Source organism: Solibacillus isronensis (assembly GCF_023715405.1).
GTDB classification, from domain to species: domain Bacteria; phylum Bacillota; class Bacilli; order Bacillales_A; family Planococcaceae; genus Solibacillus; species Solibacillus isronensis_B.
The window spans coordinates 1,221,542-1,240,048 of record NZ_JAMBOC010000001.1 but is presented as its reverse complement, the minus strand read 5'-3'; the positions used below and the strand labels follow the sequence as shown (position 1 = coordinate 1,240,048).

The window sequence follows — 18,507 nt, the reverse complement described above, 5'->3', positions numbered from 1 at the left end:
AACATGGCGAGAAAAGGAATGCTGCTCGTATATACGGGTGAAGGAAAAGGCAAAACAACCGCTTCATTAGGTGTAACCTTACGTGCAATTGGCCGTGGGATGACGGTGAAGTATTTTCAGTTTATTAAATCACCGGAACGTACATATGGAGAACAAATTGCACTTCGGAAATTAGGTGTTGAAACCGTTCAGCTCGGCATTGGCTTTACGTGGACAAAAACACCGGAAGAACATAGGGAAGCGTTAAGAAAGGCTTGGCAAATTGTAAAAAAGGAATTGCAGGATGAAACGACGGATTTACTAGTTTTGGATGAATTAAATAATGCATTGGCAATTTCAAAATTCCCAATCGATGATGTTTTGCCTTTAGAGGAAGTACTTGAAGCAATTCGGAGTCGACCTGCCACAATGCATTTAGTCGTCACAGGACGTTCGGCACATCCGGATCTTATTGCGATGGCTGATCTGGTTTCAACCGTTGATGCAACGAAACATTATTACAGCGAGCAGGATGTCACAGCTATGAAGGGGCTGGAGTTTTAGTGCAGGCAATCATGATTCAGGGCACAGCATCCGATGTGGGAAAAAGTGTACTATGTACAGCATTATGTCGCATCTTAGTTAATGACGGTTACCGGGTTGCTCCGTTCAAATCACAAAATATGGCGCTGAATTCGTATATTACAAAAGATGGCGGAGAAATTGGGCGTGCTCAAGGGGTCCAGGCAGAAGCGGCAAAAATTGATGCAACGACAGATATGAACCCGATTTTACTGAAGCCTAAAGGGGAGATGGTATCAGAAGTGATTTTGCACGGTAAACATTTTGCAAACATGGATGCGGTCAGTTATCGTGAACAATTTGTAGAAGATGTCATGCCTGAAGTTCGTACATCGCTTGAACGTTTATCGGATAACTACGATGTTCTTATTCTGGAAGGTGCGGGAAGTCCTGCGGAAATTAACTTGAAAAGCCGTGATATTGCCAATATGCGAATGGCACATGAGACGGACGCGTCAGTGATTTTAGTGGCGGACATTGAACGCGGTGGTGTTTTTGCTTCACTCGTCGGAACGTTAATGTTATTGGATGATGCGGAAAAAGCACGTGTAAAAGGAATTATTATTAATAAGTTTCGCGGCATGAAAGAACTGCTGACAAGTGGTATCGATTGGCTGGAGGAATATACAGGTATTCCTGTACTTGGTGTCATACCGTATTTCGATGTTCAAATTGAGGCAGAAGATTCGATGGCCCTATCCAGCCTGCGCTTAAAGAAGCCACAGCAGCATGAATTTGCGGTTGATGTGGCAGTCATCCGTTTACCGCGTATATCTAATTTTACTGATTTGGATCCATTGTTTGAAGAACCGGGTGTAGGTGTGCGTTTTATCTCAACACTTAGTGATTTAAAAAATCCGGATGTCGTAATTTTACCAGGTACTAAAAACACGGTAGAAGATTTTTTATGGCTTCAGCAAACCGGGCTGATGCAAGGTATTTTACAGTTAGCGAATCAAAATGTCCGCATTATCGGTATTTGTGGAGGTTATCAGATGCTTGGTGAGATTATCCGTGACGAACAGGCGGTTGAAAGCACTGGCGGAACGTATTTGACATTAGGTCTGCTGCCGATCGAGACAACATTTATCAATAGTAAGCAAACGGTTCAAGTTTCGGGAAGAAGCTGCACAGGTCATGAGATTGAAGGCTATGAAATTCATTTAGGCCGCAGTGTTGCGACTAAACCGTTGAAGCCTTTCATCCAATTTTATGACGGCCGGACAGACGGTGTCTATACTGACCAAGTATTTGGTACATATGTTCATGGGATTTTCCAAAATCGCCTATTTACACGCGATTATTTTAATACAATCCGTGTGCAAAAAGGAATGGAGCCAATTACAGGAGAAGTGTTATCCGATTTTGAACGTCGCGAACAAGCCTATGAATTGCTGGACCGCCATGTACGTGGGCATTTGGATATGGAGAAGATTTATTCGTTTATTTCGGAAGCCAAGTTTGAAAAGAGGTGAAGTTGATGGCTGTTTTACATGGGCCACTTGCAATTGATTTTGAGCAGCTCTGGAAGGAAGGGATGCTGGACTGGCATGGAAATATGCCGGAACGGATGAAAAATGATGCATTGGAGGAAGCATTTTGGGCCCAATCGATGCAAAAAAAATCCTATAAACAAACGGATGCACATGCCATTCCGATTTATGAAAAAATTCGTCAATACATACCACAGGGTGCAAGCTGTCTGGAAATGGGACCAGGTTGGGGGAATTATACATTTCCTTTAAGAGAAGATGTCGGAAAACTTACATTGGTTGATGGCTCAAAAAGTGTTTTAAACTACTTGCAGCAGTATTTCAAGGAAGACGATGCGGTAAATTTTGTCCATGCGAAGTGGGAAGAAGCAGATGTTGAACAGCATGATATAGTAATCGGGGTCAATTGCTATTACCGAATATATGAGATGAATGATGCACTGCTGAAAATGAATAATTGCGCAAAGAAAAGAGCAATCATCGGTTTAACAACAGGTCCAATTCAACCACATTATGATGTTTTAGCGAAGGAATATCACTATCAGATTAAATATCCCAGAAGAGACTATATTGAAATTTTAAATATGCTGTACCAATTAGGAATTTATGCAGATTGCGAAATGCTGCCATTGGAACGTGTTTATTACTATGACAGTTATGAAGCGCTCTATGAAGCACAAAGTAAAAAAATATTATCGAATCCGTTTGATTTAGAGCATGTTAAAGAGGCACTTGCCCGATTCGTTAAAGTGGAGGAAGGCAAGATTGTTTACCGTCATAAATTTTATGCAGCGATCATTAGTTGGGAGCCGGTAAACTTTTATGAATAAAAAAAAGCTTTGGCTTTGGATGCCTATTTTAATCATTGTGCTCGTCATATCGATTATTGGTGCAATCATGGTAGGTTCTGTAGGGATCACACCCCAGTTAATTATTGAGGTTTTACTTTTTAAAACAGGAATTTTAAGTGAAACAAACGCTTCTAAGGCGCAGCAAATAATTATTTGGGAAATCCGGGTGCCACGTGTACTATTGGCACTTCTAGTCGGAGCATCATTGGCAATATCAGGTGCCGCAATACAGGCTCTAGTAAAGAATTCCATTGCAGATCCTTACATACTCGGTGTTTCGTCGGGAGCATCTGTCGGGGCAACTTCAGTAATTTTATTCGGTGCATTTAGTTTTTTCGGAGTGTTTGCTTTATCGCTTGCCGCTTTTTTTGGTGCAATATTTGCCGTAATGATTGTATTTATGCTTGCCCGTGTGAATGGGAAAACTTCGATGATTCGATTATTGCTGTCGGGGATTGCGGTTTCCATGGTGTTAGGTGCGATGACCAACTTTATGTTGATGATTTCGAAAGAACAGGGCGGTGTTCAGGCAGTCATGTTTTGGATGCTTGGCAGTTTAGGCGGGGCAAAGTGGTCAAATCTCGGAATACCTTTAGTTACTTTTTGTATCGTATTTCCATTATTACTACTAAGCTATCGTCAACTGAACGCACTGTTACTAGGTGAAGAAACAGCATCGACTTTAGGGATTCATATTGAACGATTCAGGCTGTTCATTATTATCATTGTATCTTTACTAACCGGCGTCGTAGTTGCTGTAAGCGGGAGTATCGGATTTGTCGGTCTCATTGTCCCACATATTGTACGGATGATTGTCGGGTCCAATTATAAAGTAGTTTTACCGCTAAGTGCGCTGCTTGGAGCCATTATTATTATTTGGGCTGATATGGGTGCACGTATTGCAATTGCACCAGAAGAGATGCCAATCGGAATTGTTACCGCATTATTTGGCAGTCCGTTCTTTATTTGGATGCTTCGTCGGGAGCGCTATGCATTTGGGGAAGGAGAATGAGATGATCCAGCTACAACAAGTTGAATATTCGGTGGATGATAAGGAGATTTTGAAAAGCATTTCTTTGGAAATCATCGAAGGAAAATTTATAGGGATTATTGGTCCAAACGGCAGTGGTAAATCAACAATGCTTAAGATTTTGTACCGTCACCTGAAACAATCATCGGGAAAAGTAACTTTGCATGAACAGGAAGTCTGGGATATTTCCCCGAAAAAACTGGCAAGACAAATGGCGGTCGTTAGTCAAGAGTCCGCTATATTATTTGATTTTACAGTAAAAGATTTGGTAATGATGGGACGCACCCCTTATAAAGGCTGGCTCAGTTCTGAAAACTCAGAAGATATGTCAATCGTGGACAGAAGCATGAAATTGGCAAATATTGCTCATTTAGCCAATCGAACATTAAGTAATTTATCAGGTGGCGAAAAAAAACGAGTAATGCTCGCACGTGCATTGGCACAGCAGGCAAGTATTCTCATATTGGATGAACCGACAAATCATTTGGATATTGAACACCAGCTCCATTTAATGGATTTAGTCAAAGATTTACCGATTACAATCATTGCGGCGTTACATGATTTAAATTTAGCTGCAGCTTATTGTGATGAGTTAATTGTTATGAACGATGGAACATTACATATTCATGGTTCACCGGAAAATGTATTGACGACCCCGATGTTAAAAGAAGTATTTCATATAGATGCAGGGATTTCTAAAAATCCGTTCACAGGGAAAATGCATTTATTTTTTTATACGAATACACGAATAGATACTATAGGAGATTAACAATGAAGATACGTAAAAATCTATGGGCTCCGTTTGCCCTAGCATCAGCATTAATTTTAGGGGCATGTTCGGATGAGGAACAAAGTATAAAACAGGCGACAGCAGATTCGGATGAAACAGTTCAGGCAGTAACAATTGAAAATGAAGGCATGTCCATTACATATGAAGAAGCTCCCAAAAAAGCGATTTCCATAAATCAGCATGTAACAGAAGTAATGCTTGCACTCGGCTTGGAAGATTCGATGGTAGGTACAGCTTACTTGGACGACCAGATTTATCCTCCGTTACAAGAAGCGTATGACCAGGTTCCGGTACTGGCTGAACAATATCCTTCGAAAGAACAGGTTATTTCAACAGAAGCCGATTTCATTTACGGTGGCTGGGCAAGTGCCTTTAATGAGAAAAACTTAATGTCACGTGAAGAAATGGAACAATTGGGAATCGGCAGTTACCTGCAGTCTTCCTCAGTAAAAGTGGCTCCGGAGTTAGAGGATATTTACACGGATATCCGTAATATCGCAAAAATCTTTCGTGTTGAAGAGCGCGGAGAAACATTGATAGAAGAAATGAACGCTGATATTGGAAAAATTAAAGAAAAAGTTCCTACTGTGGACAAACCAATTGATGTTCTAGTATTTGATAGTGGTGATAAAGATGTATTTACAGCCACTCAAAACTTTATGAACACTCTCGTGAAAATGGCGGGAGCAAATAATATTTTTGGTGATATCGAGAAAAACTGGGCAACGGTTTCAAAAGAAGATGCTGTAGAACGTAATCCGGAAGCTATTATTGTAATTGATTACGGTTCTACTACAGCAGAAGAGAAAATTAATTTCCTGAAAAATGATCCGGCACTGAGCCAAACACCGGCAGTACAAAATGAGTGTTTTGTTGTTTTACCATTATCGGCAGCATCAGAAGGTGTTCGTGTGGCAGAAGCGCTTGAAATTATTGTAAAAGGTCTTTACCCTGATTAATTCTAATCTTTCAAAATCAAAGGGATTCCACCAGTCGACACAAGTGCGTAATTGATGAATGGGAGCGGTGTATATATGCAAGAATATGCTAAGAAAAATTTTGAAAAGGCGTTGCAGCTGCCGATGCCGAACAAGACGTTTGCAAAATTAAAAGCAACGGATGACTATGTAGCATTAATTGTACGACCAGGGTTAATAAACAAACATTTAACAAGTGATCAGCTGATTGTGTTAGCGAATCTTGAAAAATCTGGCGCTGTAAAATATTCTGCCGGCCATAGTTTTATCGTTACTGTCCATCGTTTACATGTTGAGCAGGCAATGGGAAAATTGACGGAAGTGAATTTGTATGTGGCATCCCAAACACCAAGTGCTTTATTTAAATGTTGCGACTTTTGTGATGGGGATTTGTTAGACGGTTTACCACTTGCAAAGGACTTACTAGAACAAGTTGAACAAATGCCATTAAAAAATAGGGTACGCATCGGCTTTAATGCATGCACCCAAGCATGCTATAACGCGGTTCAGGATGACTTGGCACTCATTTTTCAGAATGGCAAAGTTGATATTTACGGAGGCGCGATTCCAATGGGGAGACGTGCCAGTTCCGGGCATCTATTATTAAAAAAAGTACCGGAAAATCAAGTGATCAATCTTGTGAAAAATATATTAGGAAAGTACAATGCATCATCAATCGATAAGTTTTCGGCGTTCGTGCACAAAAATAAAACTTACTTTGATCAACTACAAGAAGGAGGACTCTATGACAACTTGGAATTTAAATCAAATGCAGCGTCATCTGTTAATTTGTAACGGGGCTACCTGTATGGGTGCTGGTGCAGAAGAAGTAACAAAGCAAATCCGGGATGAAATTCGTAAAAATCGTTTAGATGAAGTGATTCATACATCTCGTACCCGTTGTAATGGTCGATGTAAAGATAAATGTGTTGTCATCGATTATCCGAAAGGGACATGGTATTCCGTTCAAGACGAGGAAACATCTCGTGCAATAGTTCAGGATACTGCTGAAGAATCATCCATTATTTATTCGGTGGAACATGGGGAAAGAATCCGACGTGAAAATCGAATTAAAGGGATCGATAAATATAAAAAAGGAAGAGGACCATTGAAAAAAGCAGTATTATTTGTTGGGCATGGTAGTAGATTAGAGGCTGGAAATGAGGAAGTACGTCAGTTTGTCGAACAGACGAAAACGTATATTGATCCAGCGCTACTAGTTGGAACTTGTTTTCTGGAATTTGCTTCACCGAATATAGAAGATGGGATTCAGCTATGTGTTGAAAGAGGCGCGGATGAAGTCCATGTAATTCCCATCATCTTATTACACGCAGGACACTCAAAAATGCACATCCCGGCCGAAATCGAACATGCAAGAGAGCATTTTCCGGATGTTCGCTTTACATATGGTCAAACAATTGGGATTCATGAAGAAATTTTCGAAATTCTTAAGTCGCGATTAACAGAAGTAGGCTTCAATCCTGATGAAAAACATGACGACACAGCTATTTTACTTATTGCTCGCGGCGGCAGTGATCCATATGCAAATGGCGATTTCTATAAAATTACCCGTTTATTATGGGAAAGACTAGACGTTCCTATAGTAGAAAGTGCATTTATGGGCGTAACGACTCCATCAGTAGAACAAGGGGTTGAACGCTGTATAAGACTTGGAGCAAAAAAAATTGTGATGCTTCCATACTTCTTGTTTACAGGGGTGTTGATGGAACGAATGGCTAAAATGGTCCAGCAGTTTACAGAGCAATATGAAGATGTAGATTTTTTACTTGCAAATTATTTCGGCTACCATCCGAATTTAAAGAAAGTATTGCTTGAGCGCATGGACCAGGCTTTAGACGGTACATCAACAGGGATGATCGATTTAGAGAATTTCCGCAAATATGCAGAAGAACATGGATATGAACATCACCACCATCATTAATGTTAAAGTTTATCCAGAGCATCGAATATGCTCTGGAATTTTCATTTCATATCAAACGAAAATAAAGGAGCGAGGGGCACGATGTATTTTATTATTTGTGTAATCGCAGTGCTCATCGATTGCATTGTTGGGGATCCGAAAAAATGGACACATCCTGTTATATATATCGGAAACATGATTTCTTTTTTCGAAAAGAAATGGAATCATGGCAGTGACAGTAGAAGACGGATCAATGGATTACTAACACTTTTTCTCACGATAAATATCACAACGGGCTCGGTTTTCTTAATTGTCTTTTTTGCAATAAAAATACATCTTCTTCTTTGGCTTGTAGTCGAAATCTTTTTGATTAGTTTAGCTCTTGCCCAGAAATCATTAAAAGAAGCGGCGATGCTCGTTTACGATTCCTTGAAAGCGAATGATTTACCCGAAGCAAGAAAATATTTAAGCTGGATTGTAGGCCGTGAAACGAATCATCTGGATGAACCTGAAATTGTACGGGGTGTCGTTGAAACGGTTTCAGAAAATACGAGTGACGGTGTGACGGCTCCGCTTATGTATGCGCTATGTTTTGGTGCAACCGGTGCATGGTGCTATAAAGCGATTAATACGCTGGATTCGATGATCGGGTATAAAAATGAACAGTATGCTGATTTTGGGTTTGCTGCAGCTAAATTGGATGATGTTGCGAACTATCTGCCCAGCAGAATTTCCGGGTGGTTCCTTATTATATTTACAAAATGTGAGACGGCAAAACCTTTCAAACACCGCTATAAAAACTGGCTAAAGGATGCTAAAAAACATCCAAGCCCGAATAGTGGCTATTTGGAGGCCGCTACTGCTGTTCAGTTAGGAATTCGTTTAGGCGGGTTTAATCGTTATGGCGGGGTGGAATCCTTCCGTGCTTATATGGGTGAACCGTACGAAACGATGCAAAGAATACATATTAAAAAAGCGATCCGGCACATGTATGTTTGTACATGGTGTGTTGTGATAACAGGGGGAATATTGTATGCAATTGCCTGCACATGGGGCTAATGCGGCAGCATTATATAAAGCGATGAATTTAAAAATGCCAGATCAATTCATCGATGTGAGCGAAAATGTCAATCATCTGGGGGTACCGAAACAAGTAAAGCAACAGTGGCCAAACCTGTTAGAAAAAATTACTGGCTACCCGGATGAACAAGCAGAACCATTTCGATCGCAAGCGGCAGCTGTTCACCAAGTAGCAGCCGATCTAGTTGTCGTCACAAACGGTGCGGCAGAGGGCTTAATGGCTTTGGCACAGCTTTTCAATGGACAGGAAATTGCTTTGTTACAGCCAACATTTTCGGAGTATGCGAGAACACTAAAACAGCAGAATTGTGTTATTCATTCTATTTTAGCTGACGATATTGAAACATATCGATTTAATGAGGAAATATTGGAGAAACAGCTGAAAGATGTCCATGCCTGCTATATTTGCAATCCGAATAATCCTACAGGCGTATTATTGAAAAAACATTGGATTGAACAGTTGATTAAAAAGTATCCCCACTGCAATTTTGTAGTCGATGAAGCGTTTATGGACTGGACCGATGAATCGGAGAGCATTGTTTCATTGGTAAACAGCTATTCCAATTTATTTGTCGTACGATCCATGACAAAAATGTATGCACTGGCAGGGGTTCGTCTCGGTTATGTCATCGGTCAACAGGCAGGAAAACTCCGTCATTACTTGCCGCATTGGAATGTGAGCGCGATTGCAAATGAAATCGGCAGTCTCTGTTTACATGACAAGGATTTTGTGAAGGAATCTCGTGAAAAGAGCAGCAGATTACGGAGTCAGATGGTGGTGGACTTAAAATTAATTAGTTGTAAAGTGTCAAACAGTGCAGCGAATTTCTTATTATTCCAATTACCAAAACAATATAATCCGGATGATTTTTTTACATATTTATTAGAACGGGGTATCGTATTACGCCATACAAAAAACTATGTCGGCCTGGACGGCGCATGGTTTCGAATCGCTGTCAAAAGTGAAGAAATCTGGACTAAATGCAAGGATGAAATAATGGATTATGTCAAAAATTATTAACTACTACCGTCATGGAGAAACTGTATGGAATAAAGAAGGGCGTCTGCAAGGGTGGCTTGACTCGGAATTAACGACAAAAGGAATCGATCAGGCAACGTCCGTTAACTGGAATCCGGAGATCGTATTCTCCAGTGACCTGAAGCGTGCAGTGCAAACAGCCCGTCTCATGTTTCCGGACCACACCATTCATAAAATCGAAAGTTTGCGTGAAATTAACTTGGGGCATTGGCAAGGCAGCTACATTAAGGACCTTCAACAGGATGAACAGTATTATTGCTATTTGAATACACCGCATTTATTTATAAATACGACACAAGAGTCCTTTGAAGACGTAACGAACCGAATGATCGCATTTCACGAGTATTTGTTACAGTTACCGTATGAGAGAATCGCTGTCGTTTCACACGGTGTTGCCATTGCCTGTCTGATGTCCGCGTTTCATAAACAGCCTTACAACGAGTTATGGGGTTATTTGTTAGATGGTGCTGGGTGTTTTTCAATAGAAGGGCACAGTGATCAATTACATAGCATTATTAAATAGAAGAAAAACGCTATACCAATGTTTGGTGTAGCGTTTTTCTTTTATCAAAATTGTAATGGGGTCAAATTAATTAAATCGATAGAACTTTATGGTAATTAATCCCCTGAAGTATTTTTTTAGAAAAATTGATTAAAATTTAAAGCCAAATTACATGTACAATCGTTTTATAGTCAAGTGAGGTGAAGAAATGGAATTTGAACGACTTGTTAATACATATACGAATTATTTATTAAAGTTAAGCTTTCTCTACGTTAAAGACCGACAAGCAGCCGAAGACATTGTGCAGGATGTTTGGATAAAAGTAATGCTTTCAAAGAATGAAATAACAAGTGAAAAGAGTTATTTAGTACAAATAACGGTGAATCAATGTAAAGATTATTTGAAAAGCTGGCGTTATAGAAAAGTGCGCATAATCGATGTACTTAGTATTGAAAAAGACACTTCACAAAGAGACGGAATGGTAATATCGGAAGAAAAAAGTACAATTGGCAAGGCTGTTTGGCAATTACCATTCAAGTACCGGGAAATTATTATCCTTTATTATTATGATTCACAAACTGTTCGAGATATTGCTTTTACATTAAAACTTGCGGAAGGTACGGTGAAAACTAGGTTAATTAAAGCAAGAAAGATTTTAAAGGAACAATTAAATGAAACGGACTGGGAGGTGTTGAACAGTGAAGGATGAATTAGAAAATTTAACAGGACCAATGCTTGATGAAACAAAACGTGTACAGCAGAAAGCACTGGAACAATACTACGCTCATAGGAATGGCAGGAAAAAGTTCAAATGGGGCTATCCGGTTGTAATCGTTCTCTTTTTATGTATGGTAGTATTCATATTTCCACTGCAAAAACCTGAAGAAACAACAAGTAACCTTTATATAGAACCGATAGATGAACAGTTTTTTTTGCTTGCTGTTTATTCCGATCAGTATAACCAAGGTCAATTTATGACAAAATCAGATGCCATAGAGCATAATTTATTTTTTGCTATTGAACGCAGTGCGCTACTAACATATGCAAAGTACGAAAATATTAAAATCGACAAAGAGTCAGTCTTAAAAAATGCGAAACAGTCTTTTTCTTATATAGAAGGTAATCCACTGTCGAAACTTAAACATGAAAAAATGCTTCAGGCATTAGGTTTATCGAACGATGAATATAAAGATATTCTTATAAAGAATGCGACAGTTAATTCGGTGATTGAAAGCTTCATTAAAGAGCGTGGATTAAAAGGTCCAAAAGGTAAATATATAGGTCAAATTCATAAGGAGGCAAGGGAATTTTATTATAAGCATGCAGCAAGGGAAATTGAAAAGTTTGAGACAGAGCAACGATCGAAGGTTACAGAGAAGCCACCATTAATAGAAGTACAGACTCCGGATACATTTAGGTTTGCAGAAAAAGAACATTTAGCGCTGGACCTGGGTTTGAATGATCAGCAGCAATATGAGTTTATAAATGTAAATATGACGTTTGATTATATTAGAGAGACATATGGATCATTAATTTATGAGGCTGCACCAATCAAAGAATATCCGTTTCACTTTGAGCCGTTGTTTTATATGGATTATAAACGAAATATTGAACAGATGATCCTACAACCGAAATGGCGTGAAGAAGCATTGGAGGTACTTGAACTTTTAGAGATATTTGAACGCAGCTATATTGACGATTATCCATTTTTACAATAAGAAAGAATCGATATAATTTGAAACAAACGCTACGGCACAAATTGGCCATAGCGTTTTAATTTTAAAATTTAAATGTATCATCAGTTATAGGGGCCACTTTAGCAACCGCATAAGTCGCTCCTTTTTGACTGAAGAAATCATAGGTTGACCCAGTATTGGAGATCCCGTTCATCACAATAGGGTTCACTTCCTCGTCAGGGAACATCGTATCGAGCCCCAAGTTCATAAGCGCTTTATTCGCATTGTAGCGCACGTATTTTTTCACTTCCGGGGAAAGGCCCGTTTCTGCATATAAATCATCCGTATACTTCATTTCATTTTGATACAAATCAAGTAAATATTCATAGCCCCACAAAGTAAGCTCCTGCTGTTTTTCCGCTGTGAACGTTTTAAAAATATTCTGGGCGAAAAAGCCGACTGCTACTCCGTGGATTGATTCGTCACGCAAGATTAAACTAATCACTTCCGCACTGTTTCGCAGTACGCCCTGTCCTCCTAAATAAAGAGGGTAGAAGAAGCCGGAATAAAATAAGAAGCTTTCCAGCATTACTGAAGCGAACATTGCTTTCCATAAGCTTTCCGGGTCGTCTTCTTTTATAGCAGTGTATACTTCACCAATGCGGTTTGCCTTATATTGAAGAAACTCATTTTTTTGCACCCATTCGAACACTTCGTCGATTTCCGTGTTTGTGCATAATGTTGTAAAAATATACGAATAAGACTTTGCATGGATTGCTTCAAACGATCCGAAAACCGTTAATACCGCTTTCTCCTGAAAATCGGGCGTGTACTTGGCAATTTCATTCATGCCGATGTTCGTTTGTACCGTATCAAGCAAAGTTAGGCCGCCGAACACTTTTTTGTATGTATCCTGGTGCTCGAATTCCTTCCATTGTTTGACGTCTTTACTGACTGCAATTTCTTCGGGGAACCATATTTGTTTCCATTGCTGGTCCCAAAAAATACGAGCGAGTTCACTCGTCGGGGTATTCCAGTTGACCGCTTTATACGTTAAATTTGACATGCGACACACTCCTCAATTGTAAGTAAACGCTGGCGTACGTAATAAACGGTTTTAATGCCCTTCGTCCACGCATAAATATAAGCTTTTGCCAATTGTTCTGTGTTCCACTGGTCCGTCACGTATAGTGTCATGGAAATCCCCTGGTCGACATGCTTTTGCGCGGCTGCGTAAAGGTCGATCAGTTCATACGGGTTTACTTCATAGGCTTCGGTATAAAGTTCTTGGTTATCATTCGTTAAAAACGGCATCGGATAAATTGTTCGACTATCCGCATAGTCACGTACTTCCACACGTTCCGTAACAGGGGAGATGGAAGCCGTACAGCTGCGGATGTAGGAAATAGAGCCAGTTGGAGCAATCGCAAGTCTGTATGAGTGGAACAAGCCATGCTTCAGTACGTCAGACTTTAGCTGTTCCCACATATTCCGAGTAATAATCGGTGTACCCCCAAGTGCTTTAATCACTTCTGGTGCAAGTTCTTTATCTTCTTTGTTTATATAGGTTTCAAAATAAACCCCGCTCGCATAATCACTTTCCTCAAATCGATAAAACGTTTCGTTCTTCTCCTTCGCGATTTCCATTGATGCTTTTAACGAGTAATAGTTCAGTGCTTCCATAAACGCATCGATAAATTCAATCGACTCTTTGGAACCATAACGGATTCCGCTTTGTACAAGGTGTCCATGCAAGTTCATAACACCCAATCCGACAGAGTGCATCACTTTGTTGGCTTTGGATACAGAAGGGACATTGACGATATCGGTCATCGTAGAAACATTCGTTAAAAGACGCATTGCCGTATCGACAAGCTGTCCGAAGTCCTGAACTTTCGTTGCTTCGTGAATGTCGATTGAACCTAAGTTACAAGAAACATCGAGGCCGTATTCATTCGGCTCGTTTTGATCGGTAACAACGCTTGTTTGTTGATACTGAAGAATTTCGGTGCATAGATTCGACATCTTCACACGCCCGATTTCCTTTAATGGGTGGATGTTATTGACATTATCATCGAATATTTCGAACGGGTAACCCGATTCAAATTGCGCCTTTTTAATTTCCGTATACAATTTACGGGCGTTTAAACGTTTCAGTTTACGGATGTTTGGATTATCCAAAAATTCGTAGTACATTTCCGTAATCGAAATTTCCGACATGCGTTTGCCGTATTCTTTGAAAATATCATAAGAACTAAACAATACGATATCTTTATCGCGGCGCATTAATTCAAAGAAAATATCGGGAAGAATAATCCCTGTAGATAATGTAGCTAATCGGATTTTATCGTCGGCATTTGGTTTCTTGGAAGAGATAAACGCTTCAATATCACCGTGAAAAACATTTAGATAGACGACTCCGGAACCATTTCTTTGGCCAAGCTGATTCGAATACGAGAACGAATTTTCCAGCAGTTTCGCAACAGGCATAACCCCGCTCGCACGGTTTAAAATTCCTTTAATCGGATCTCCTAACGGACGCAGATCGGTCAAGTTTACCCCGACACCGCCGCCTAAGCGGGAAAGTTCAAGACAATAGCCGATATTCTCAGCGATTGAGTTCATCGTATCGTCCATCGTTAGTTTAAAACATGAGACTAGCTCACCGCGCGCTTTTTTCCCGCTGTTTAGGGCAGTTGGGGTTGCCGGCTGGTAGGCAGTCATTACCGCTTCGATGGCCTTTTCAGCCAATGCTTCATCGCCTTGTGCTAAATACAGGGCGATAATGACGATTCGGTCTTCATACTTTTCCAGAATTTCTTTTCCATCCCGGCTTTTCATCGCATAGCTTTCGTAGAACTTCGAAGCACTCATGAATGAAGGAAACCGGAACTTGTAGGAATAGGCTTTTTTGTACATTTGTTTAATAAAGTCCATCGAGTACAATTCCAAAAACTCTTTTTCGTAATAGCCTTCATCGACTAAATAACGCACTTTTTCCTCGATATCGATAAAGTAGCGTAAACGGACATTCACGTCTTCCAGGAAATAGCGGCGTGTTGCTTCTTTGTCTTTCGCCAGATCCAATTCACCGGTAGCACGGTAACGGTTTAGAATATCGTTATTTAATTTTAAATATTGTTTCATATCGATGCCTCTTTCCATATGGAGTAGTAGTAATCTGTAATCGCTTCATAATTCGCCGGAGTTCCTCGCATTTCCACTTTTTCGATTAACGGAATTCCGTATTGTGCAGCTAAAAGGTCACCTGCACGGCCGAAAAAAGCATGACCAAAATTACGGTTTCCGCTTACGATAATTCCTTTGCATAGATCAAAGTTCGCAGTCATGAACTGGTCGACGATAGGGGGAACAGAGCCTAATCCATCCGTATACGTAAATAGAAGATACGGTTCATCCATTTTCTCTACTTCCGCCAGATCCTTTGCGGGCAAGCCGAGTTTTTGCACAATGGATCGTACATTACCAGTTCGTGAAGCAAATATGATCATGCGGTCATTTCAGAAATGCGATCGATAATTGACGTCGGCTCTGCGATAAATTCACCGTTGATTTCAAATAACGGCACAGACAAAAAACCTGCATCGAGTACTATTTGTTTTGCGCTCTCATCATGGTCAATATTAATAACCTCGACCTCCAAGTTGGCAGCATCGAGCTCCGATTTTACCCATAGGCATTTTGGACAAATTGTTTTCGTATAAAGTTTCATAATAGAACCCCTCGCTATTTAAATATTACTAGTAATTGTGGTGCACATGTCATGGGGGAACATACAGAAAAAACAAAAAAAGCTATCCCGGAAAACAGGATAGCTTGAAATGGAAACGAGTAAAAGAGCGCCTCCATTTCCTATTCCCCGAAGAAATGTACGTAGTTTTAACGCGGCAGGTCTCCTGGCTTTGCTTCATCCGTCAGACATACCTTCCCATGCATTGCACAGTGGTCTATTCGTCTTCAGTCAGCATTTACAGTTGCGGGGACAGCGTTGGATTCACACCAAACTTCCCTTTTAAACTACATTTAGTAGTACCGTGATAAAAAAACACAATATATAGTTGAATTGAGTATAAGCTTTAACAACATAAAAGTAAAGAGCCTAAAGAAAGATAACATAAATCCATTAAGAATTCTAGAAAACTCCCTATTGAAAATAAAGAAAAAATATGGTTTTGTTATAACTGCATGTAAATAGATTTTATAAATGAGAAAGTTGGTTGAATATGTCGATTCAATTAAAAATTAAGAAAACCCACCCGGAAGCCGTATTGCCGAAACAGGCACGTGAAGGGGATGCGGGGATGGATTTAAGTGCGGTTGAAGAAAAAGTTTTACTGCCTGGGGAATACGGATTAATTAAAACCGGTCTTCAAATCGAACTGCCGGAAGGAACAGAAGCGCAAGTACGTTCTCGAAGCGGATTGGCATTGAAACATGGAATTACGGTGTTAAATAGTCCAGGTACGATTGATGCAGGCTATCGCGGTGAAATCGGGGTTATTCTAATTAATCATGGAAAAGAACCGTTTACGATTGAAAAGGGGATGCGCATTGCCCAGCTAGTCGTTCAATATGTCCCGCAAGTCTTCATTGAAGAAACGGACGAACTGTCGGATTCGGAGCGCGGTGATAAGGGTTTTGGATCGAGTGGAGTGAAATAATGAAAAACGCCTGAGTCGAGATAAATGAACTCAGGCGTTTTAATCTTCTTCTTTTTTCCACTTTATATAATTGTACGAAGTTTGAATACCAAATAATACTATGAAAAAGAGGGTGAAAAATATAAAGAGATTAGTGAATCCTTCCACCCAATAAATAATGGCCAACGCTACGATACAAATGGGAATGGAATAGAGGTTGCGCAAGAATTTACGACGGTAGGAAAGGCCATGATAGGCAAATTGCAACCCTTTATCCACTTTCGTTTTTTTCCGGTAGTAGATAGATAATACAAGTGGCGTAATTAAAACCATAATTAAGATGAATGCCAAAACAATTGAAAAATCTAACTCAACCATATTAGTCTCCTTTCTCGTCTTTTGTCAGTATATCGATTTGCGTCACAATTTTTGAAATCGGTAGATACGTTAATTCACAATGATAACGCCCATCAGGGAAGTCTTTGTAGGTACTGGACTTAATATTGTAAACTTTATCTTCAATCATCACTTCAGTCGTATCAATACTTCTCCCATGCCCGTTTACAAAGGTAATTTCACAAATCCCTCCAGCAGTTTTCTGATCGCTTGTTTGCAGATGATAAAAATCATAGCTGTAAATTCCTGAAACAATCAGCATAAAAAGCGTCAGCACGCCAAGCATAATTGTATTCAAGTTAAAGGGAGATACTTTCTTTTTTACAAACTCCCGGATAAAAAAGAAAGCAGCAATGATAAATAATAAAGTGAAAATGATAAGGGCACTGTAAAATCCGGTAAGCATGAACATTCCCCCTCTAAATTCGTTACCAAATTTACGATTAAGTCGGAAAAAAAGTTTCAGAATATATTGAATTCACTGATGGGATTTTTCTAACGGGTACTCAGTTTGCATATGCATAAGTGGAAACGTTTTACCATTTAGAAGGGGATCAATCGATTTTAGTCGAATTGATAACAATGGGAAATTGTAAAAATTGGATGTGAGCTAAAGGGAGGCATTGTATGCGAAGCGTGCATAGTGTGTTGTTTGAGAAGTTTTTAATACTGCGCGGAACAAAGAAGAAATTTATGGATTTACGCCTGCTCGATAATTTTATTGCAATGAAACATAATGAGAAACCGTATGAGCTGGATGCTAAATTCAAAGAGCAGCACCAAATACAAAAAGACGAACTGAATGGCATGCCCTATTACACAATCAATGAACAGCAGACACCGGAAAAGGTCATCTATTATTTTCACGGCGGTGCCTATATTAATGATCCACTGATTTTTCATTGGCGCTATTTAGTGAAGCTTGCACAGGAATCAAACTTCACGATTATCGTGCCGATTTATCCGAAGCTACCTAAACATTCACATAAAGCGTGCTTTGATGCCATTCACGATTTATATGATCATCTCGTTTTAAAATATGATGCCCCATTTATTTTTATGGGGGATTCCGCAGGTGGCGGGCTGGCATTGGCGTTGGCGCAGGATGTAAAACGATATTCCAAAAAGCAGCCGCAGCATATTGTTCTACATTCCGCATGGCTCGATGTGCGGGGGGAAGATCCGCGCTACAAAGAACTTGAAAAACTTGACCCGATGCTTGGAGTAGTTGGCGCACAGGAGCTTGGCAGGTTATGGGCAGACGGATTGGATTTAACAGATTACAAAATAAGTCCCGTCCATGGAGAATTGAAAGACATCGGTCAAATTACCGCATTTGTCGGGACGGGTGAGCTACTGCTTGTCGATGCAAAAATGCTTCTCGATAAAGCAAAAGAACAAGGTGTAGCAGTCCATTACTTTGAATACCCGAAAATGAATCATGTCTTTCCGGTATTTCCCATTCCGGAAGCGAAGAAAGCAATGAAGCAATTACTCAAGATCATCAAAAATTAGCATGAATGAACTAGG

Annotated in this window: 21 protein-coding genes and 1 riboswitch; of the genes, 15 read left to right on the top strand and 6 right to left on the bottom strand. The window is 39.9% G+C overall.

The features are described from left to right. The first annotated feature begins 3 nt into the window (after positions 1-3). The 13 genes from M3166_RS06385 to M3166_RS06325 all read left to right on the top strand — a co-directional run bounded on the left by M3166_RS06385 (position 4) and on the right by M3166_RS06325 (position 11,962). On the top strand, positions 4-543 hold the full coding sequence (locus M3166_RS06385; protein ID WP_014824141.1) for a cob(I)yrinic acid a,c-diamide adenosyltransferase: 540 nt from the start codon (positions 4-6) through the stop codon (positions 541-543). Further along, the gene (locus M3166_RS06380) at positions 543-2,036 is read left to right on the top strand and encodes a cobyric acid synthase (RefSeq protein WP_251688424.1); all 1,494 of its coding nucleotides are present in this window, start codon (positions 543-545) and stop codon (positions 2,034-2,036) included. The genes M3166_RS06385 and M3166_RS06380 overlap by 1 nt, the downstream gene beginning before the upstream one ends. Positions 2,037-2,041: 5 nt before the next feature. Beyond that, positions 2,042-2,884: a class I SAM-dependent methyltransferase gene (locus M3166_RS06375; protein ID WP_251688422.1), complete on the top strand. Its 843-nt coding sequence runs from the start codon at positions 2,042-2,044 to the stop codon at positions 2,882-2,884. Next, entirely contained in the window at positions 2,877-3,917 is a 1,041-nt protein-coding gene (locus M3166_RS06370; RefSeq protein WP_251688420.1) for a FecCD family ABC transporter permease, read from the top strand. The genes M3166_RS06375 and M3166_RS06370 overlap by 8 nt, the downstream gene beginning before the upstream one ends. A 1-nt stretch (position 3,918) precedes the next feature. Next, on the top strand, positions 3,919-4,704 hold the full coding sequence (locus M3166_RS06365) for an ABC transporter ATP-binding protein (protein WP_251688418.1): 786 nt from the start codon (positions 3,919-3,921) through the stop codon (positions 4,702-4,704). 2 nt (positions 4,705-4,706) lie between these two features. Then, complete coding sequence (locus M3166_RS06360; RefSeq protein ID WP_251688416.1) at positions 4,707-5,684, top strand: ABC transporter substrate-binding protein; 978 nt, start codon at positions 4,707-4,709, stop codon at positions 5,682-5,684. 75 nt (positions 5,685-5,759) lie between these two features. Next, positions 5,760-6,497, top strand: a complete 738-nt coding sequence (locus tag M3166_RS06355; RefSeq protein WP_251688414.1) for a sulfite reductase — start codon at positions 5,760-5,762, stop codon at positions 6,495-6,497. Beyond that, the gene (locus M3166_RS06350; protein WP_251688412.1) at positions 6,448-7,644 is read left to right on the top strand and encodes a CbiX/SirB N-terminal domain-containing protein; all 1,197 of its coding nucleotides are present in this window, start codon (positions 6,448-6,450) and stop codon (positions 7,642-7,644) included. Before M3166_RS06355 ends, M3166_RS06350 begins: the two co-directional genes overlap by 50 nt. Positions 7,645-7,725: 81 nt before the next feature. Next, positions 7,726-8,682: an adenosylcobinamide-phosphate synthase CbiB gene (cbiB, locus tag M3166_RS06345; RefSeq protein WP_251688410.1), complete on the top strand. Its 957-nt coding sequence runs from the start codon at positions 7,726-7,728 to the stop codon at positions 8,680-8,682. Beyond that, positions 8,657-9,724 carry a pyridoxal phosphate-dependent aminotransferase gene (locus tag M3166_RS06340; protein WP_251688408.1) on the top strand — a complete coding sequence of 356 codons (1,068 nt, stop codon included), beginning with the start codon at positions 8,657-8,659 and terminating at the stop codon, positions 9,722-9,724. The genes cbiB and M3166_RS06340 overlap by 26 nt, the downstream gene beginning before the upstream one ends. Further along, entirely contained in the window at positions 9,708-10,265 is a 558-nt protein-coding gene (locus M3166_RS06335; RefSeq protein ID WP_251688405.1) for a histidine phosphatase family protein, read from the top strand. Before M3166_RS06340 ends, M3166_RS06335 begins: the two co-directional genes overlap by 17 nt. A gap of 187 nt (positions 10,266-10,452) precedes the next feature. Next, positions 10,453-10,953, top strand: coding sequence for a sigma-70 family RNA polymerase sigma factor (locus M3166_RS06330; RefSeq protein WP_251688403.1), 501 nt, complete (start codon positions 10,453-10,455; stop codon positions 10,951-10,953). Continuing rightward, positions 10,943-11,962 (top strand): hypothetical protein, encoded by a 1,020-nt coding sequence (locus M3166_RS06325; RefSeq protein WP_251688401.1) that lies wholly within the window; start codon positions 10,943-10,945, stop codon positions 11,960-11,962. The genes M3166_RS06330 and M3166_RS06325 overlap by 11 nt, the downstream gene beginning before the upstream one ends. Before the next feature lie 61 nt (positions 11,963-12,023). Here M3166_RS06325 and nrdF read toward each other — a convergent pair whose 3' ends face one another. From nrdF to M3166_RS06305, 4 genes are read right to left on the bottom strand one after another with little or no spacing between them, the layout of a single operon-like run. After that, positions 12,024-12,986 carry a class 1b ribonucleoside-diphosphate reductase subunit beta gene (nrdF, locus tag M3166_RS06320; RefSeq protein ID WP_251688399.1) on the bottom strand — a complete coding sequence of 321 codons (963 nt, stop codon included), beginning with the start codon at positions 12,984-12,986 and terminating at the stop codon, positions 12,024-12,026. Continuing rightward, positions 12,974-15,067, bottom strand: coding sequence for a class 1b ribonucleoside-diphosphate reductase subunit alpha (nrdE, locus tag M3166_RS06315; RefSeq protein WP_251688395.1), 2,094 nt, complete (start codon positions 15,065-15,067; stop codon positions 12,974-12,976). The genes nrdF and nrdE overlap by 13 nt, the downstream gene beginning before the upstream one ends. Next, a complete protein-coding gene (locus M3166_RS06310; RefSeq protein WP_231918721.1) occupies positions 15,064-15,390 on the bottom strand; it encodes a ribonucleotide reductase stimulatory protein in 327 nt (108 codons plus the stop codon). Before M3166_RS06310 ends, nrdE begins: the two co-directional genes overlap by 4 nt. Before the next feature lie 38 nt (positions 15,391-15,428). After that, entirely contained in the window at positions 15,429-15,653 is a 225-nt protein-coding gene (locus tag M3166_RS06305) for a glutaredoxin family protein (RefSeq protein ID WP_008406611.1), read from the bottom strand. Positions 15,654-15,810: 157 nt separating this feature from the next. Next, a riboswitch (cobalamin riboswitch) is annotated at positions 15,811-15,993 on the bottom strand. A 171-nt stretch (positions 15,994-16,164) separates the two neighbouring features. Here M3166_RS06305 and dut point away from each other — a divergent pair. Continuing rightward, positions 16,165-16,602 (top strand): dUTP diphosphatase, encoded by a 438-nt coding sequence (gene dut / locus M3166_RS06300; protein ID WP_251688393.1) that lies wholly within the window; start codon positions 16,165-16,167, stop codon positions 16,600-16,602. 39 nt (positions 16,603-16,641) lie between these two features. Here dut and M3166_RS06295 read toward each other — a convergent pair whose 3' ends face one another. Both M3166_RS06295 and M3166_RS06290 read right to left on the bottom strand, forming a co-directional pair. Continuing rightward, positions 16,642-16,959 carry an ATPase gene (locus tag M3166_RS06295; RefSeq protein ID WP_251688391.1) on the bottom strand — a complete coding sequence of 106 codons (318 nt, stop codon included), beginning with the start codon at positions 16,957-16,959 and terminating at the stop codon, positions 16,642-16,644. Position 16,960: 1 nt separating this feature from the next. Further along, positions 16,961-17,383, bottom strand: coding sequence for a cobalamin biosynthesis protein CobN (locus tag M3166_RS06290; protein ID WP_251688389.1), 423 nt, complete (start codon positions 17,381-17,383; stop codon positions 16,961-16,963). A gap of 221 nt (positions 17,384-17,604) precedes the next feature. On the opposite strand from M3166_RS06290, the gene M3166_RS06285 reads away from it, so the two are divergent. Beyond that, positions 17,605-18,492 carry an alpha/beta hydrolase fold domain-containing protein gene (locus M3166_RS06285; RefSeq protein WP_251688387.1) on the top strand — a complete coding sequence of 296 codons (888 nt, stop codon included), beginning with the start codon at positions 17,605-17,607 and terminating at the stop codon, positions 18,490-18,492. Positions 18,493-18,507 lie beyond the last annotated feature (15 nt).

What these genes read in the sequence shown, in the direction of transcription:
- M3166_RS06330 (WP_251688403.1), top strand. Translation starts at nt 10,453, where the DNA reads ATGGAATTTGAACGACTTGTTAATACATATACGAATTATTTATTAAAG.
- M3166_RS06370 (WP_251688420.1), top strand. Translation starts at nt 2,877, where the DNA reads ATGAATAAAAAAAAGCTTTGGCTTTGGATGCCTATTTTAATCATTGTG.
- M3166_RS06285 (WP_251688387.1), top strand. Translation starts at nt 17,605, where the DNA reads ATGCGAAGCGTGCATAGTGTGTTGTTTGAGAAGTTTTTAATACTGCGC.
- M3166_RS06355 (WP_251688414.1), top strand. Translation starts at nt 5,760, where the DNA reads ATGCAAGAATATGCTAAGAAAAATTTTGAAAAGGCGTTGCAGCTGCCG.
- nrdF (WP_251688399.1), bottom strand. Translation starts at nt 12,986, where the DNA reads ATGTCAAATTTAACGTATAAAGCGGTCAACTGGAATACCCCGACGAGT.
- M3166_RS06350 (WP_251688412.1), top strand. Translation starts at nt 6,448, where the DNA reads ATGACAACTTGGAATTTAAATCAAATGCAGCGTCATCTGTTAATTTGT.
- M3166_RS06365 (WP_251688418.1), top strand. Translation starts at nt 3,919, where the DNA reads ATGATCCAGCTACAACAAGTTGAATATTCGGTGGATGATAAGGAGATT.
- dut (WP_251688393.1), top strand. Translation starts at nt 16,165, where the DNA reads ATGTCGATTCAATTAAAAATTAAGAAAACCCACCCGGAAGCCGTATTG.
- M3166_RS06340 (WP_251688408.1), top strand. Translation starts at nt 8,657, where the DNA reads ATGCAATTGCCTGCACATGGGGCTAATGCGGCAGCATTATATAAAGCG.
- M3166_RS06295 (WP_251688391.1), bottom strand. Translation starts at nt 16,959, where the DNA reads ATGGTTGAGTTAGATTTTTCAATTGTTTTGGCATTCATCTTAATTATG.
- M3166_RS06335 (WP_251688405.1), top strand. Translation starts at nt 9,708, where the DNA reads ATGTCAAAAATTATTAACTACTACCGTCATGGAGAAACTGTATGGAAT.
- cbiB (WP_251688410.1), top strand. Translation starts at nt 7,726, where the DNA reads ATGTATTTTATTATTTGTGTAATCGCAGTGCTCATCGATTGCATTGTT.
- M3166_RS06375 (WP_251688422.1), top strand. Translation starts at nt 2,042, where the DNA reads ATGGCTGTTTTACATGGGCCACTTGCAATTGATTTTGAGCAGCTCTGG.
- nrdE (WP_251688395.1), bottom strand. Translation starts at nt 15,067, where the DNA reads ATGAAACAATATTTAAAATTAAATAACGATATTCTAAACCGTTACCGT.
- M3166_RS06385 (WP_014824141.1), top strand. Translation starts at nt 4, where the DNA reads ATGGCGAGAAAAGGAATGCTGCTCGTATATACGGGTGAAGGAAAAGGC.
- M3166_RS06360 (WP_251688416.1), top strand. Translation starts at nt 4,707, where the DNA reads ATGAAGATACGTAAAAATCTATGGGCTCCGTTTGCCCTAGCATCAGCA.
- M3166_RS06290 (WP_251688389.1), bottom strand. Translation starts at nt 17,383, where the DNA reads ATGCTTACCGGATTTTACAGTGCCCTTATCATTTTCACTTTATTATTT.
- M3166_RS06305 (WP_008406611.1), bottom strand. Translation starts at nt 15,653, where the DNA reads ATGAAACTTTATACGAAAACAATTTGTCCAAAATGCCTATGGGTAAAA.